This is a genomic window from Methylocystis sp., from assembly GCF_050251305.1.
Classification (GTDB): Bacteria; Pseudomonadota; Alphaproteobacteria; order Rhizobiales; family Beijerinckiaceae; genus Methylocystis.
On sequence record NZ_JBFWNB010000068.1, the window covers coordinates 1 to 15,313 of the forward strand.

Here is a 15,313-nt window from a genome sequence, read left to right on the forward strand (position 1 = left end):
GCGCAGCCTGACGAGCGCCTCCAATATGAAATACAGGAACAGCGCCGCGGTCACGGGCGGCTTTCTGTAGGGCTCCGGCGCAAACATGTAAGCGACGACGCCGAGCTGGATCAGCGCCGAAACCCAGGGCAGGCCGATTGCGCCGAGCGTCACGCGCCGGCGCGCGGCCTGAGCGGCCGCGAGGATGAAGAGCGCGAGATAGACCCAGAACAGCGCGCTCTGGGCCTCGAACGCCCAGCCAAAGGCGGCTGCGCCCAGCAGGTAAACCAGCCCCAGCGCCGCGGCGGCGTAGGCCGCATGCAGCAGCCGCTGTGGGCCGAGCATCCGGCTGACATGAAGGGCAAGAGCCGCCGCGAGCGCCGCCATCAGGATCACGGCCGCGTAAACGGATATAGCGTTCAGACTCATTCAACCGCGCTCCTTGGGCGATCGGCGGCGCGCCATCGGCTCGCCTTCAATGCGCATGCGGATGTGACAGTTTCTTGAGAGCGCGCCGCCCGCAGACGCAATCACTCCAATTTTTCAGAAACGCCCGCGCTTTCAAACGTCGCCATGTCGCGGTGACAGGCGAGCGCCGCTTTGATCACGCCGATGGCGAGCGCCGCGCCCGAACCTTCGCCAAGGCGCATGTCGAGATCAAGCAGCGGACGCATGCCGAGCCGCGTCAGAACCTCCCGGTGGGCGCCCTCCGCCGAGACATGGCCGGCGACGCAATGCGCGATCATATCCGGCGCGATCGCATGCAGCAGGGCGGCGGCGGCGCAAGCCACATAGCCGTCGAGCACCACGGGAATGCGGTTCATTCGGGCGGCGGCGATGGCGCCCATCATGGCCGCGATCTCCCTGCCGCCGAGCCGGCGCAGGATTTCCAGCGGATCGGAAAGATGCGCCGCATGCAGCGCCAGGGCGGCGTCGATCGCGGCGTTCTTGCGCGAAAGCCCGGCGTCGTCGAGTCCCGTGCCGCGGCCTGTCCAGCGCGCGCCGGGGCCCCCGTAGAGCGCCGCATAGATCGCCGCCGCGCTTGTGGTGTTGCCGATTCCCATCTCGCCCGGGGCGAGAAGATCGATGTCGCCCTGGATCGCCTCCATCCCATAGGCGAAGGTCGCCGCCGCCTCCCGCTCGTCCATGGCCGGCGCCTGGGTAAAATCCTCCGTCGGGCGCTCGAGCGCGAGTTCAAAGACCTTCAGGCCGACGCCTTGCGATTTGCAGATCTGGTTGATCGCCGCGCCGCCGGAGAGAAAATTCGCCACCATCTGCTGGGTGACGCTCGCCGGAAAAGCAGAGACGCCCTGCGCGACGACGCCATGATTGGCGGCGAACACCGCGACCAGCGGCCGCTCGATCGCAGGCGCCGCCCTGCCCTGCCAGGCGGCGAGCCATTCAACGATGTGTTCAAGACGCCCAAGCGCGCCGGGGGGCTTGGTGAGCAGACGGTCGCGGGCGCGCGCCGCCGCCAGGGCCTGCAGGTCGGGACCCGGCGCGGCGGCCAGCAGCATGCGGATTTCTTCGAAGGGGCGGACGGCTTCGGACATGCCGCCGGCTTTACCGGCTTGCGGGGCAATTGGCGAGCGGTCGTCGGCGTCGCCCCATCGCGGCGGCGCCTTACGGCGCGCGCTACGCCGGTCGCGCCGACGCGCGCCCCCGCATCGACTCGAAGGCCGCCAGCGCGCGCTCCCGAGCCTTCGCGTGATCGACGATCGGATGGGGATAGGTGCCGCCGAGCCGAACGCCCGCTTCGCGCAGGGCAGGCTCAGGCGCCGCCCAGGGACTGTGGATATAGCGCGCGTCGAGCCTCGCGAGCTCGGGCACATAACGGCGCACATAATCGCCGTCGGGATCGAATTTCTCGCCCTGAAGCGCCGGATTGAAGATCCGGAAGTAAGGCGCGGCGTCGGCCCCGCAGCCCGCCACCCACTGCCAGTTGGCGCTGTTGTTGGCGAGATCGGCGTCGACCAGCGTGACCCAGAACCAGCGCTCGCCTTCGCGCCAGTCGATGAGCAGATGTTTGATCAGGAAGCTCGCCGCGACGAGACGCGCGCGATTGTGCATCCAGCCCGTGATCCACAATTCGCGCATCGCCGCGTCGACGAGCGGATATCCGGTCTGCCCCCTGCGCCAGGCGTCGAGCGCGATCTCGTCGTCGCGATAGGGAAAGCGCTCGAAGGCTCGGTCCAGCGGGCGATCGGGCAACTCCCAATGCGCGATCAGCAGATGGTGGCAGAATTCGCGCCATCCGAGTTCGCGCAGATAGGCCTCGCCGCCGATGCTCCCCGGGTCGCTGATCGCGCGCCAGACTTCACGAGGCGAAATTTCGCCGAAATGCAGATGCGGCGAGAGCCGGGAGACGCCCACGCGACCCATGAAGTCGCGCTCCGATTTGTAGTCGGCGACGTGATGGCGCGCGAAATCCGCTAGCTCGGCGCGCGCCGCCGTCTCGCCGACAAGCCAGACATTGCGCATCCCGACCGCCCAGTCCGGGTTTTGCGGCAGCAGCCGCCATGCCTCAAGGTCGTCGCTGTCGGGCGGAAGCGGCGCGGCGCGCAACTCCTGCGGCGCTGGCAAGGGCCGTTTTGGCGGCGTCGCGGCAAGACACGCCCGCCAGAATGGCGTGAAGACGCGGAAACTTTCGCCCTGCCGGGTGCGCAGCTTTTCGGGCTCGAACAGCAAAGCTTCATGGAACCGGTGGCATTGAACCCCATCCTCGCGCAATTGCGAGTCGATCTCCTCGTCCCGCCGCATCGCCCAGGGCTCGTAGAGCCTGTTCCAGAAGACCGCATCGGCGCCCGTTTCGGCGATGATCTGTTCGAAGACATATTGGGCGCGCCCCCGCCGCAGCGTGAGCGGAACGCCGCGCTCGGCGAGGCTCTGCGAGAGCGCGGCGAGGGAATGGTGCAGCCACCAGCGCGACGCTGCGCCGGCGCGCCATTCGCCGGCGCTTTCCTCGTCGAGGATGTAGAGCGCGACGAGCGGCGCGCCCGTTCGCGCGGCCGCTAAGAGAGCCGGATTGTCCGCGATGCGCAAATCATTGCGGAACCAGACAATCGCCGGCGCATTCATCGTCGCAGAACCCCGTTCGACTTTTCCGACAGGTCAAGGTCGAACGTTCCGTCTCGGCGAACGATCCTTGACTTAAGTCGTAACCGCGCCGGGAGCCCAGGGTTCCCCCGTCTGCGGTTTCAGTCGTTCGATCCGGTCCCGCCGGGCCTAATTGAGGCGTTTGGCGTGCTTGATCCCATAGACCAGGTAGATGGCGACGCCGATGGCCGTCCAGATCAGCAACCGCAGCCAGGTGTCGAGCGGAAGCGCGACCATCAGCGCAAAACAGGACAAAATGCCCGCGATCGGCAGCCAGGGAATGCCCGGCGCGCGGAACGGGCGCCTGATTTCAGGGTGCATGTTGCGCAGGCGCATCACCGCCAGGCAAACCAGCGCGAACGCCGCCAGCGTCCCGATGCTCACCATCTCGCCAAGGATATCGAGCGGCAGCAGACCCGCCGCCAGCGCCACGATCACTCCGACGAGGATCTGGCTCACGGCGGGCGTGCGCCATTCCGCATGCAGCCGCGCGAAGATCGACGGCAGCAGGCCGTCATGCGCCATCGCGAAGAAGATGCGCGTCTGACCGTAGAGCAGCACCAGTATCGCGGTCGTCAGTCCGGCGAGCGCGCCGAGCTTCACGGCCCACGCCAGCCACGACACGCCGGTGCGATCCATCACCAACGCCATCGGGTCGGGGACGCCGAGCTCCTTGTAATTGACGACGCCGGTCGCGACCGCCGCCACCGCGATATAGAGAATCGTGCAGATGATCAGCGAGCCGATGATGCCGATCGGGACGTCCCGCTGCGGATTATGCGCCTCCTGCGCCGCCGTCGAGACCGAGTCGAATCCGATATAGGCGAAGAAGACGACCGACGCGCCGCGCACGACGCCGCTCCACCCGAAAATGCCAAACTCGCCGGTATTGTCCGGAATGAGCGGCGACCAGTTGGCGTGATTGACATGGGCGGCGCCGAACACGATCACCATCAGCACGACCATCACCTTGATGGCGACGATGATATTGTTGAAAAGCGTCGACTCCGTCGTGCCGCGCACAAGCAGCGCGGTCAGCAGCAGAATGATTCCGGCAGCCGGAACGTTGAACAGCCCGTGCACGGCGCCGGGCGGCGCGCCATATGCGGTCGGATCAGCGAAGTAGGCGGTGGTCCATTCGGGCGGCAGATGTATGCCGAACCCTTGCATGACGCGATTGAAATAGCCGGCCCAGCCGACGGCGACCGTGGCCGCGCCGGCGGCGTATTCGAGCACGAGATTCCAGCCGATGATCCAGGCGAAAATCTCGCCGAGAGTCACGTAAGTGTAGGTGTATGTGCTTCCCGCGACGGGGATGAGCGCGGCGAGCTCCGCATAACAGAGGGCGACGAAGGCGCAGGCGAGCCCCGACAGCAGGAAGGAGATCATCACGCCCGGCCCTGCGTAATTCGCCGCCGCCGTGCCGGTCAGGACGAAAATGCCAGCGCCGATGATGCCGCCCACCCCGAGCGACATCAACGACGCCCATCCGAGCGCGCGTTTCAGGCCGTCGCCCTCCGCGGCGTCATGTTCGGCAATGATCTGATGGACGGATTTGCGGGTGAGATAGGCCTTGCTGACGGGTTGGGACAAGCGTCGCCCTTTCGCGCTCGCGACGTTGGACTGCGCCGCGCCTTCGGTTGCGCGGATTATCACTGCGGCGCTCGAACATACAAGCGGAAAAGCCCGCACAGGCGGCGCGGTCCGGCAGGCGGCGCGCGGCCGGATTCGCCTTCCGGATCCGTGACTTTTCGCGAACCATACAGTCCGCATGCCTCGGGTCGGCTTGCCTTGCGGCGGCCTTTGCGATAGCACGGCGCAAGCGCGGCGCCAGCCGTCTTTCAAGCGCGGCGTCGGCCGCCGGTTCAGGGGTTGAGCCCGAGAATGGCGTCATGAGCCAGAAGCCCATCAACTATCTGCATCTGTCGACGCTCGTCGCCGTGGCGATCCTCGTCGGCACCGAGCTTGTCGGCGCCTCCTGGGCGGCGGGCTGGGCGCTGGGCGGCCTGTTCCAGCTCGATCCGCTCGTCAGCCGCGCGCTGGAAATTATCTTCTCGCTTGCCGGCCTCATCGGACTCTACTTTTTCATGCGGACCGCGATCCGCAACGAGCCGATTCGCGGCTGATCACGGGCGCGCGCCGCAATGTCCCGCGCCCCACGACAGGCTCGCGGCGGACGCGGCTCCAGGCGCGCCTCTCCCAAACCTCGCAACAAGGACGCCGAGATGGCCGAGAAGCAGGATCGTCGCTCGTTTCTGAAGGCGGCGGCCGCAACGAGCGCTTTCAGCGCCGTCGGCGCGCCCCACAGCGAGGCGGCGACGAGCGTCGCCAATCTCCGCCTCGGCGAGCCGCGGCCTTTCTCCTTCGAGGCGCTGAAGCAGACGGCGCAGCGGCTGGTCAAGGAGCCCTACCGCAAGCCCAATATTCCCGCGCCCGAAATCACCTCGCAGATCGACTACGAAAAGTGGGGACAGATCACTTACAACACCGACCATGCGCTCTTCGCCGACACCAAGGAGCGCTTTCCGGTCGAGTTCTTCCATCTCGGCATGTTCTTCAAGAAGGCCGTGCGCATGAATGTCGTCGAGAACGGCGAAGCGCGCGAGGTTCTTTACGATACGAGCTACTTCAACATGCCGGCGGACTCGATCGCGCGTCAGCTGCCGCCGGGCGCCGGTTTCGCGGGATTTCGCATTCAGGAGGCGAAGGACGGCGCGCTCGACTGGAAGAAGAACGACTGGGTGGCGTTTCTCGGCGCGTCATATTTCCGGGCGATCGGCGAATTGCGCCAATATGGCATGTCGGCGCGCGGCGTCGCGCTCGACACCTGGCAGTCCGGATCGAACGAAGAATTTCCGGATTTCACTGAAATCTACATCGGTCCGGAGACGGCCGACGGCGTCATCCTACACGCGCTGCTCGAAGGCCCCTCGATCGTCGGCGCGTACCGTTTCCTGATGACGCGCGGCAAGGGCGTCGTCATGGACATCGACTGCGCGCTGTATTTGCGCGGCGCCTTCACGCGCTTCGGCGTCGCGCCGCTGACGTCGATGTTCTGGTTCTCCGAGACCGCGAAGCCGACGGCGATCGACTGGCGGCCGGAAGTGCATGATTCCGACGGCTTAAGCATGTGGACAGGCGCCGGCGAGCGCCTGTGGCGGCCGCTGAACAATCCGAACCGGGTCATGGCGTCCGCCTTTGGCGACGACAATCCCAAAGGCTTCGGCCTGATGCAGCGCGACCGCAACTACGACCACTATCTCGACAACGTCTTCTACGACCGCCGTCCAAGCGTATGGATCGAGCCCAAGGGCGACTGGGGCAAGGGCGCGATTCAACTCATCGAAATCCCGACGGACGACGAGATCCACGACAACATCGTGGTCATCTGGGCGCCCGAGAAGCCCGCCGTTCCCGGGGCGTCCTTCGAATATTCCTACCGGCTGCACTGGCTGGCCGACGAGCCCTATCCGACCAAGCTCGCGCGCTGCGTCGCGACCAGGCTCGGAAACGGCGGCCAGCCCGGCAAGCCGCGCCCCAAAGGCGTGCGCAAATTCATGGTGGAGTTCCTCGGCGAGCCTCTCGCCAAGCTCCCCTTCGGCGTGAAGCCGGAGCCCGTCCTATGGGCCTCGCGCGGAACCTTCTCCTACGTGTTCACCGAAGCGGTCTTCGACAATGTCCCGGGGCATTGGCGGGCGCAATTCGACCTGACCGTCGAGAGCGCCGACCCCGTGGAGATGCGCCTGTTTCTGAAGAACGGCGATGAAACGCTTTCGGAGAACTGGCTCTATCAATATCACCCGTTCTAAGCCGCGGACGATTGACACTTTCGCCGTCTTAGGGCCAAGACTTCGGTAAGTTGCAGACAGGTCATCCATGGAAGGGCTTTCCGGCCTCGCTCGCGAAGCCTCTAGGGGCCGACGTTCATTCGCGTATGCGCCGGGAAATTAGACAATGACGAAGAGAATCACGAAGTGTCGCGTTAGCGGCTCCACCAATCTCGTCTCGGTTCTGTCGCTCGGCGACCAGGCGCTCACCGGCGTCTTTCCGAGTTCTCGCGAAACGCCCGTCACGGTCGGCCCGCTGGAACTCGTCTGGTGTCCCGACTCGGGCCTGCTGCAGCTCGCGCACAGCTACGAGGCGGACGAGATGTACGGCGAGAACTACGGTTATCGCTCGGGCCTCAACCAGTCGATGGTGCGTCATCTGACCCAGAAGATCGGCCATCTCGAGCGTTTCGCCGATCTCAAGCCCGGCGACGCGGTGCTCGACATCGGCTCGAACGACGCGACGTCCCTCAAGGCCTATGCGACATCCGGCCTGACTCGCATCGGCATCGATCCGACAGGCGCCAAGTTCCGGCAATATTATCCGGACGACATCAAGCTCGCGCCGGAGTTCTTTTCATCGCAGGCGTTCGAAAAGCTGTCGCCGAAGCGGGCGAAGATCGTCACCTCGATCGCGATGTTCTACGATCTCGACGACCCCGTCTGGTTTGCGCGCGAAGTCGCCAAGGCGCTTGCGCCCGATGGGGTGTGGCATTTCGAGCAGAGCTACATGCCGTCAATGCTGCGGCTCACCTCCTATGACACGATCTGCCACGAGCACATCGAATATTACTCGCTGGCGGTCATCGAGAAGATTCTCGACGCCGCCGATCTCGAAATTCTCGACGTGCAGATGAACGCGGTCAACGGCGGCAGTTTCGCCGTCACCGCCGGCCACAAGAGCGCGCATCGCAAACGCAATCTCGCCGTCATCGACTGGCTGCTGGCCCAAGAAGAGCGCATGGGGCTGAACACGCCGCGCCCCTATCGCGATTTCGAAGAACGCGTGTTCCGCCATCGCGAGGATTTGCGGCGGCTGCTGCGCGCGCTCAAGGACGACAACAAGCGCATCCTGGGCTACGGCGCCTCGACTAAAGGCAACGTGGTGCTGCAGTTCTGCGACATCGGCCCCGATCTCGTCGAGGCGATCGCCGAGGTCAATCCCGACAAATTCGGCTGCTTCACGCCCGGCACCCACATCCCCATCGTCTCGGAGGCGGATGCGCGCGCCATGAAGCCCGATTACTTCCTCGTGCTGCCCTGGCACTTCAAGGACGGCATCCTGGCGCGCGAGCAGGAATATCTCGCAGGCGGCGGCAAGATGATCTTCCCCTTCCCGGAGATCGAGATCGTCTGACGCTTTTGACGCAGACCGCGTCGCCGGCGAATGTTTTCGACGGCCGGCCTATGTCTGTTGGCCGTCCTTGACTCTCGCTTCATGATGCGCGCTGAGCTCCGGCTGCCGGCGTCTGAAACTCGCCGCCGACGTCATCGCATAGGCGAGTTTCGCGCGCAGATTGGCGAATGACAGGTCGCAATAGACCTTCTTCATCAGACTATCCATCAGCGCGCGGTCTTCGCCGTTCGGATTCACGAGGCACATGAACTTGCCAAGCTGCATCGCGAGCGGATGGAACTCGTGTCTGATGACGCGCCGCACGTGATAGGCTTCGACGCTGCCGTGACCGAAGAAGCGATTGACGATGTTGTAAAATCCGTCGATGGCGATGCGATAGCGATTGACCATGCCGCCGCCGGCGAAGGAGTCGTTGTCGGGACGCCGGTCGAGCAGCGCGCCGGAGAGAACTTTGATGCGCAAGCCGCCTTGCATCAGTTCGAATAGGCGCGCCACATGCCCCCAGCAGGTGCCGACGAATTCTTCGTTCAGCGGCACGCGATTCCAGGTCGCGCGCTTGACGATGATACCGCCGATGAAGCTGAAGAAGGCTTCCGTGTTGACCGCCTTGCTGAAATAGTCGCGGCGGCTGCGCGGATCCGAGAGTTCGAAAACCGCGTCGTCATCGCAGGCGACGGTCGGGTATTCCGTCCAGCGGTCGTCATAGAAATAATATTCCATGTGCTTGCACAAATAGAGATCGCAACCGCTTTGAATTTCATTCAGCACGCGGCGCAGCGCGCCCGGCCGCATGATGTCGTCGCCGCTGAAGAGCCAGCAATAATCGCCGGTCGCCGGCTCGACCGACTTCGCCATGTCGCGATCGATGCCGCCTTTCTGAGGCTGCCGAACATAGATGATGTTGCGGTGTTTACGCTGGTACTCCGCCAGGATTTCGGCGGTGTTGTCGGTCGAAGCCCCGTCGAGAACAATGATCTCCACCTCGTCTCCGCCGTCCTGGCCAAGGATCGAATCCAAAGTCTCCGGAATGAATTTCGCGAAATTGTAGATGGGAATGCAGACGGAGAGGCGAGCGGTCATCGACGCGGGGTCCCTTCGCGAGAGCAAAGAACAAGCCCTCGCCGAACTTCAGTCGCGCGGAAGATAGGCGGAAGCGGCAGTTGAAGCAACGCGGCGCGCCAGTTTGCTCATGCCGCCGTCTTTAAGGCGTCCGCCAGCCGGACGGCGTCGATTTGATATCGATCGCCCTGCGCCATCGCGACGAGCTTGTCGGCGGATTGCCGCCAGGTCGTGACCGTCGGCGGCGTGGCCTCTCTCCTTTCGACCATCGCGTCCCGCACGCGCATCGCGAGCGCTTGCGGATCGAGAACGTCGAAGTAAACGGCGTCGTCGCCGCCGACCTCGCGAAAGACCGGAATATCGCTTGCGATGACCCTTGCGCCATGATGCGCCGCTTCGATCAGCGGCATGCCGAAACCCTCGACGAAGGACGGAAAGATCAGGCCATGCGCCCGCGGATAGAGATGCGAGAGATCGGCGTCGCTCGCATTGTCGAGCCAAAACAGCCGGCGTCCATATTCGCTGTGCCGCCGGATGCGGCGTTGCAGCGCGCGCGTGTTCCAGCCCGGCCGCCCGACGATGACGTAACGCGCGTCGCAGCCTTCCGACCAAAGACGTTCGAAGGCGTCCAACGCGATCGGATAGGCCTTGCGCGGCTCCAGCGTGCCGACGCTCATGAAGAACGGCGTCGGCGCCGAAGCGATGCGTTCGGCAAATTCTGACGGCGTTTCCTGAGCGGCGGCGCGAAAATCGGCGCCAAGCGGCCACCAGCCGATGCGCATTTGCGCCGGCGTCGCGAGACGTTTCTCTCGCAGATAGGCGACCAGGTCCTGCGCGACGCTTTGCGAGATGCAGACGATGGCGTCGCATTTGAGCAGCACGTCTTCAAACCAGGGGGTGAAAGGCGCGCTGTTCTTCAGGGCCGTGGCGGCGGGATACCGCAAGGGGATGAGATCGTAGAGGCAGCCGATGACTTCGACGCCGGCCGCGCGCGCCGCGTTCAGGAGCGGCGGATATTCCTCGACGAAGCCCCACCCGGAATCGAGCAGGAGGAGCTTGTCGCCCGATTGCAGGTCGACGGCGTCCGGCAAGCGATCGTGCTGGAAATGGCCATAGAGCCGGCCGGCCTCCAGATAGACCGGCAGCGCCTGACCGCTTTCGACGCAGGCGCGCGCGATTTCGCGCACCACGCGCTGGACGCCCGTATGGCCGCGAAAGCGATGCGTGGCCGTCATGTCGATGAGCAGACGATCGCGCTCGGCCGGCGGCGGAATGTCGCCGTCGATGCGCGTGCGCAGCGCCTGCGCCTTAGCGGCGTCCGGCGTGCGCCAGCGTCCGTCGTGAAGCCGCCCGAGGCCGAACAGGCGAGAGAGAGTCCAGTAGAGCTCCAGCGCCTTGCCGTAGATTAAGCGGACGCGCGGATCGACGTCATACTGCTCGATATCGCTCAGCTCGCGATGCAGCTCCTTAAGCAGATAGGCGTCAATCTTCTCCTTCATTGCGCTCTCCGGGCGCGCCCCGCGCCGCCACGTTTTTCTTGCGTTTCGAAGCGTTCGTACGGCAGGTTGGCGCCCATGACAAGGCTCGCCGGCCAATGACGCTTCGCGCCTCCGATATCAGATTTTCCGTTGCGCCGATGATGGACTGGACGGATCGGCACTGCCGATACTTCCATCGTCTGCTGTCGCGCCGCGCGCGGCTTTACACGGAGATGCTGACGACGGGAGCCGTGATTCACGGCGATCGGGCGCGGCTGATGGCGTTCGACCCGTTCGAGCAGCCCGTCGCCCTTCAGCTCGGCGGCGCCGAACCCGCTGCGCTCGCGCAGGCGGCGCGCATCGTCGAAAGCTTCGGCTATGCGGAGATCAATCTCAACGTCGGCTGCCCGTCGGATCGCGTGCAGAACGGCGCGTTCGGCGCCTGTCTGATGCGCGAGCCCGCGCTCGTGGGAGACTGCGTCAAGGCGATGAAGGACGCCGTCGCGATTCCCGTCACAGTGAAATGCCGCATCGGCGTCGACGATCAGGACCCGCAGCAGGCGCTGTTCGCGCTCGCAGAGGCCTGCGTTACGAGCGGCGCCGACGCGCTGTTCGTCCATGCGCGAAAGGCCTGGCTCAAGGGGCTTTCTCCCAAGGAAAATCGTGACGTTCCGCCCCTGGACTATGCGCTCGTGCATCGTCTCAAGCAGGCGCTGCCGGAGGTTCCGATTGCGATCAACGGCGGACTGACGCGCCTGACGCAGATGCGCGAGCAGCTCAACTTCGTCGACGGCGTGATGATCGGACGCGCGGCCTACCACGACCCCGCGCTGCTGCTTGACGTCGATCCGCAATTGTTCGGCTCGCCTGCGCCGATGGCCGATCTGTTCGACGCCGTCGACGCCTTTCTTCCCTACGTCGAGCGCGAACTCGCAAACGGCGAGCGGCTCGCCGCCATGACGCGCCATCTTCTCGGCCTCTTCGCCGGAATGCCCGGCGCGCGCGCCTTCCGTCGCCGGCTGGCGCTGGAAGCCGTCAGGCCGGGCGCGGGAGTCGAAACGCTGCTTGGAGCCGTCGGCGAGGTGCGCGCCGCGATGGCGCGCTTCGATGAACCGGCGAACGCCGCCGAACCCGCGCCGGCCGCTACCGCGTGACGGTCAGACGGCGGAAAGCGTCGCCAGAACGGCGATCTCCGCAAGCTGCTGCGCGGCGCCGAGCACATCCCCGGTAAAGCCGCCGATCTGTCGTTCCGCAACCCTCCCGACCAGAGCGGCGACAGCGAAGGCGGCGATGATCGCGATAACGATGTGGCCCGCGCCAGCCCCCGCAAGCCAGGGCGCAACGCCGAAGGCGGCGGCGGCGAACCCGGCGCGGATCCAGATCTCGCGCGAGGGCGCCGCGACGGTCGCGCCGAGCCCGTCCGGCCGCGCCGGCGGCAGCGATATCAGCGGCGCCATTCCGGCGACGCGCGACGCGGCGCCCGCGAAGACAAGCGCGCATGCGGCGAGCGCGACGCTTCGCTCCGAGATTGACGCGAGCGCGGCGACGCGCATCAGGACAGAGAAGCACAGCGCCAAAACGCCATAGGCGCCGATCCGGCTGTCGCGCATGATCGCGAGTTTCGACTCGCGCGTCACGCCGCCGCCGAAGCCGTCGGCGACATCGGCGAGCCCGTCCTCATGCAGCGCGCCGGTGGCGAGCGCGGCGACCGAGATCGCGACGAGCGCGCCGACAAGCGCAGGAAGATGACAGACGCGCGCGACGATCAGAGCCGCGGCGCCCGTCGCGCCGATCAGGGCGCCGGCGATCGGCAGCGCCGGCGCCATACGCGCAAAATCGAGCGGCGCATGCGCGCCCTCGCCGATCGGCAGACGCGAATAGAAGCGCAAATAGGTCAGGACGTCGGCGACAAGCGCGCGCTGCATCGGTCCCATGTTCGGCCGCTCCGCCGGCGTGTCGAGAAGCCGAACGCCGCTTGAGGAGGCGGCGCCCTAAATCATCTGATTGTAGGCGCCGACCTCTGGATGTTCGCGCAGCACCGCGTCGATCGCCGTGAACATCTCCTTCATGCGCGACTGCGACACGGGACTTTCGACGACGACGACGAGTTCCGGCTTGTTGGACGACGCGCGCACGAGTCCCCAGGTGCCGTCGGCGACGGTGACGCGCACGCCATTGATGGTGACGACGTCGCGGATCGGCTGGCCGATGATCTGATCGCCCTGCGCGCGCATCGCCTCGATGCGCGCCGTCACCTTTTCGATCACGCCATATTTTTTCTCATCGTCGCAATGCGGCGACATCGTCGGCGAACCCCAGGTCTTCGGCAGTTCCGCGTAGAGTTCGGCCATCGACTTCGTCGGATTGCGGTCGAGCATTTCGAGAACGTGAACGGCGGTCAGCAGCCCGTCGTCATAGCCGCGTCCGATCGGCTCGTTGAAGAAGAAATGACCCGACTTCTCGAACCCGGCAAGCGCCCTGCTCTCGCTGACGCGGCGTTTGATGTAGGAATGCCCGGTCTTCCAATATTCGGTGACGACGCCGCGCGCGACAAGCTCGGGGTCGGTCGCGAAGAGGCCGGTCGACTTCACGTCGACGACGAACGACGCGTTCGGATGAACCTTGGAGAGATCGCGCGCGAGCATGACGCCGATCTTGTCGGCGAAGATCTCGTCGCCATTATTGTCGACGACGCCGCAGCGATCCCCGTCCCCGTCGAAGCCGAGGCCAACGCAGGCGCCGGTCTCCCGCACCTTGTCGGCGATGGCGTGCAGCATGTTCAGATCTTCAGGATTTGGATTGTAGCGCGGGAAGGTGTAGTCGGGCGTCACGTCGAGCGGGATGACCTCGCAGCCAAGACGCTCCAGCATCTGCGGCGCGAATGCGCCGGCGGTGCCGTTGCCGCAGGCGGCGACGACCTTCATCTTGCGCGTGAACGGCGGCCGGCGCGTGAGGTCGTCGATGTAGCGCGCGCCGAAATTTTCAATGTAGCGATAGGAGCCGCCCTCGGCCTCGTGAAATTCGCCGGCGAGAACGATCTCCTTCAGTCGGCTCATTTCCTCGGGGCCGAAGGTCACCGGCCGACGCGCGCCCATCTTGACGCCTGTCCAGCCATTGTCGTTGTGCGACGCCGTCACCATCGCCACGGCGGCGACGTCGAGATCGAACTGCGCGAAATAGGCCATCGGCGACAGGGCGAGGCCGATGTCGCGCACGCGCACGCCGGCGGCCATGAGGCCGCTCACCAGCGCCAGCTTGATCGATGACGAATAGCTGCGGTAATCGTGGCCGACGACGATTTCCGGCGCGACGCCCATGTCGCGCAGCAGCGCGCCAAGCCCCATGCCGAGCGCCTGCACGCCCATCAGATTGAGTTCGGCGCCGAACAGCCAGCGCGCGTCATATTCGCGAAAGCCGGTCGATTTGATGAGCGGCGCCTCTTCATATTCGAAGGTGTTAGGCGTTAATCTTGCAACGGGCTTGGGAAACATCGACGGTCCTTAGCTTGACGAGCGTCGTCTTGGCCGGCTGGGCGTAACGGCCTTGGCATAAGCGAAAATCCGCGCCGCGCCAATTGGGGCTTGAACGAGAGATTCAACTTATGCTTGCAGAGCCTGTGAAGCACTCGTAAGATTGAAGTCGCTGTTGAATTTTTTTTTCATTTCGAGGTCGTCGCTATGGCCAAAAAAATCATTCTTCTCGCCGATGGCACGGGAAACGGACTCCTCGTCCAGGTCTCGAATATCTGCCATCTCTCGAAGGCGCTGGACTTCTCCCGGGACGATCAGCTCGTCTACTACATTCCCGGCGTCGGCACGCAGGGGTTCAAGCCGCTCGCAATGCTCGACGGCGCCACCGGTCTCGGCGTTCCCTCCAACGTGCGCAAGCTCTACCGCTTCCTGTCCTGGAACTGGGAGCCCGGCGCGGCGATCTACCTGTTCGGCTTCAGTCGAGGCGCTTTTACGATTCGCACGCTGGTCGACTTTGTCGCCAATCAGGGCTTGCTGCCGACATATGTCGACGGAAGACGCGTTTCGCACAGAGAAATGGTGCGCAATTCCGAGGCCGCATGGCGCGCCTACTGCGCCAAAGACCCTGCGCGCCGAACGAACATCTGGGTGAAGCTCGGGTTTCGAAAGCTGCGCGACGCCGTTCTGTGGGTCGGACGGAAGCTCAGCGGCGAATCCAGTTACGAAACGATTCAAGCGGCCGATCCTTCCCGCTGCGCGCAGGAGATCGCCATCGACTTCATGGGCCTGTTCGATACGGTCGAGGCCTATGGGGTGCCCGTCGAAGAAATGCGCGAAGGCGTGCATCGGCTGATCTGGCCGATCAATTTCGGCGGCGATCATTCGATCTGGGAAAATGTGAAATGCGTTCGTCAGGCGTTAAGTCTCGACGACGAGCGCCGCACGTTCCATCCGATCCGCGTCGCGCTCAAGAAAGATCTCGGCGACAAGGATTTGAGCGCGGACGGTCCGAAGATCAGCCGCGTCAAGGAAGTCTGGTTTGCAGGC

Annotated in this window: 13 protein-coding genes; 5 read left to right on the forward strand and 8 right to left on the reverse strand. The window is 64.8% G+C overall.

Translation table 11 applies throughout. The annotated features are described in order from the left end of the window. The 4 genes from AB7F41_RS15880 to AB7F41_RS15895 all read right to left on the reverse strand — a co-directional run. Nucleotides 1–408: hypothetical protein (locus tag AB7F41_RS15880; RefSeq protein ID WP_428406684.1), on the reverse strand; the 408-nt coding region annotated here is incomplete at its 3' end. 101 nt (nt 409–509) lie between these two features. Continuing rightward, a complete protein-coding gene (cobT, locus tag AB7F41_RS15885; RefSeq protein ID WP_428381764.1) occupies nt 510–1,532 on the reverse strand; it encodes a nicotinate-nucleotide--dimethylbenzimidazole phosphoribosyltransferase in 1,023 nt (340 codons plus the stop codon). An 82-nt stretch (nt 1,533–1,614) separates the two neighbouring features. Further along, nucleotides 1,615–3,057, reverse strand: coding sequence for a cryptochrome/photolyase family protein (locus AB7F41_RS15890; protein WP_428381762.1), 1,443 nt, complete (start codon nt 3,055–3,057; stop codon nt 1,615–1,617). 147 nt (nt 3,058–3,204) lie between these two features. Beyond that, nucleotides 3,205–4,668 (reverse strand): amino acid permease, encoded by a 1,464-nt coding sequence (locus AB7F41_RS15895; RefSeq protein WP_428381760.1) that lies wholly within the window; start codon nt 4,666–4,668, stop codon nt 3,205–3,207. 299 nt (nt 4,669–4,967) lie between these two features. Between AB7F41_RS15895 and AB7F41_RS15900 the strand changes: the two genes are divergently transcribed. From AB7F41_RS15900 to AB7F41_RS15910, 3 genes are all read left to right on the forward strand, one after another. Beyond that, entirely contained in the window at nt 4,968–5,201 is a 234-nt protein-coding gene (locus AB7F41_RS15900) for a hypothetical protein (RefSeq protein WP_428381758.1), read from the forward strand. Nucleotides 5,202–5,300: 99 nt separating this feature from the next. After that, entirely contained in the window at nt 5,301–6,884 is a 1,584-nt protein-coding gene (locus AB7F41_RS15905; RefSeq protein ID WP_428381756.1) for a glucan biosynthesis protein, read from the forward strand. Nucleotides 6,885–7,029: 145 nt separating this feature from the next. After that, entirely contained in the window at nt 7,030–8,259 is a 1,230-nt protein-coding gene (locus tag AB7F41_RS15910; RefSeq protein WP_428381754.1) for a class I SAM-dependent methyltransferase, read from the forward strand. A gap of 48 nt (nt 8,260–8,307) precedes the next feature. Here the strand turns inward: AB7F41_RS15910 and AB7F41_RS15915 are convergent, their stop codons facing one another. Both AB7F41_RS15915 and AB7F41_RS15920 read right to left on the reverse strand, forming a co-directional pair. Next, a complete protein-coding gene (locus tag AB7F41_RS15915; RefSeq protein WP_428381752.1) occupies nt 8,308–9,339 on the reverse strand; it encodes a glycosyltransferase family 2 protein in 1,032 nt (343 codons plus the stop codon). A 107-nt stretch (nt 9,340–9,446) separates the two neighbouring features. Beyond that, entirely contained in the window at nt 9,447–10,817 is a 1,371-nt protein-coding gene (locus tag AB7F41_RS15920) for a glycosyltransferase family 4 protein (protein ID WP_428381750.1), read from the reverse strand. A gap of 95 nt (nt 10,818–10,912) precedes the next feature. On the opposite strand from AB7F41_RS15920, the gene dusA reads away from it, so the two are divergent. Continuing rightward, nucleotides 10,913–11,950 (forward strand): tRNA dihydrouridine(20/20a) synthase DusA, encoded by a 1,038-nt coding sequence (dusA, locus tag AB7F41_RS15925; RefSeq protein ID WP_428381749.1) that lies wholly within the window; start codon nt 10,913–10,915, stop codon nt 11,948–11,950. A gap of 3 nt (nt 11,951–11,953) precedes the next feature. Here the strand turns inward: dusA and cobS are convergent, their stop codons facing one another. Both cobS and AB7F41_RS15935 read right to left on the reverse strand, forming a co-directional pair. Continuing rightward, nucleotides 11,954–12,730, reverse strand: coding sequence for an adenosylcobinamide-GDP ribazoletransferase (cobS, locus tag AB7F41_RS15930; RefSeq protein ID WP_428381747.1), 777 nt, complete (start codon nt 12,728–12,730; stop codon nt 11,954–11,956). A 57-nt stretch (nt 12,731–12,787) separates the two neighbouring features. Then, on the reverse strand, nt 12,788–14,287 hold the full coding sequence (locus AB7F41_RS15935; protein WP_428381745.1) for a phosphomannomutase/phosphoglucomutase: 1,500 nt from the start codon (nt 14,285–14,287) through the stop codon (nt 12,788–12,790). 186 nt (nt 14,288–14,473) lie between these two features. Here AB7F41_RS15935 and AB7F41_RS15940 point away from each other — a divergent pair. Beyond that, the coding region (locus AB7F41_RS15940; protein ID WP_428406685.1) for a phospholipase effector Tle1 domain-containing protein at nt 14,474–15,313 on the forward strand (840 nt) is incomplete at its 3' end.

Coding starts and splice junctions, on each gene's coding strand:
- AB7F41_RS15900 (WP_428381758.1), top strand. CDS start 4,968: ATGAGCCAGAAGCCCATCAACTATCTGCATCTGTCGACGCTCGTCGCC.
- dusA (WP_428381749.1), top strand. CDS start 10,913: ATGACGCTTCGCGCCTCCGATATCAGATTTTCCGTTGCGCCGATGATG.
- cobT (WP_428381764.1), bottom strand. CDS start 1,532: ATGTCCGAAGCCGTCCGCCCCTTCGAAGAAATCCGCATGCTGCTGGCC.
- AB7F41_RS15935 (WP_428381745.1), bottom strand. CDS start 14,287: ATGTTTCCCAAGCCCGTTGCAAGATTAACGCCTAACACCTTCGAATAT.
- AB7F41_RS15915 (WP_428381752.1), bottom strand. CDS start 9,339: ATGACCGCTCGCCTCTCCGTCTGCATTCCCATCTACAATTTCGCGAAA.
- AB7F41_RS15920 (WP_428381750.1), bottom strand. CDS start 10,817: ATGAAGGAGAAGATTGACGCCTATCTGCTTAAGGAGCTGCATCGCGAG.
- AB7F41_RS15905 (WP_428381756.1), top strand. CDS start 5,301: ATGGCCGAGAAGCAGGATCGTCGCTCGTTTCTGAAGGCGGCGGCCGCA.
- cobS (WP_428381747.1), bottom strand. CDS start 12,730: ATGGGACCGATGCAGCGCGCGCTTGTCGCCGACGTCCTGACCTATTTG.
- AB7F41_RS15890 (WP_428381762.1), bottom strand. CDS start 3,057: ATGAATGCGCCGGCGATTGTCTGGTTCCGCAATGATTTGCGCATCGCG.
- AB7F41_RS15910 (WP_428381754.1), top strand. CDS start 7,030: ATGACGAAGAGAATCACGAAGTGTCGCGTTAGCGGCTCCACCAATCTC.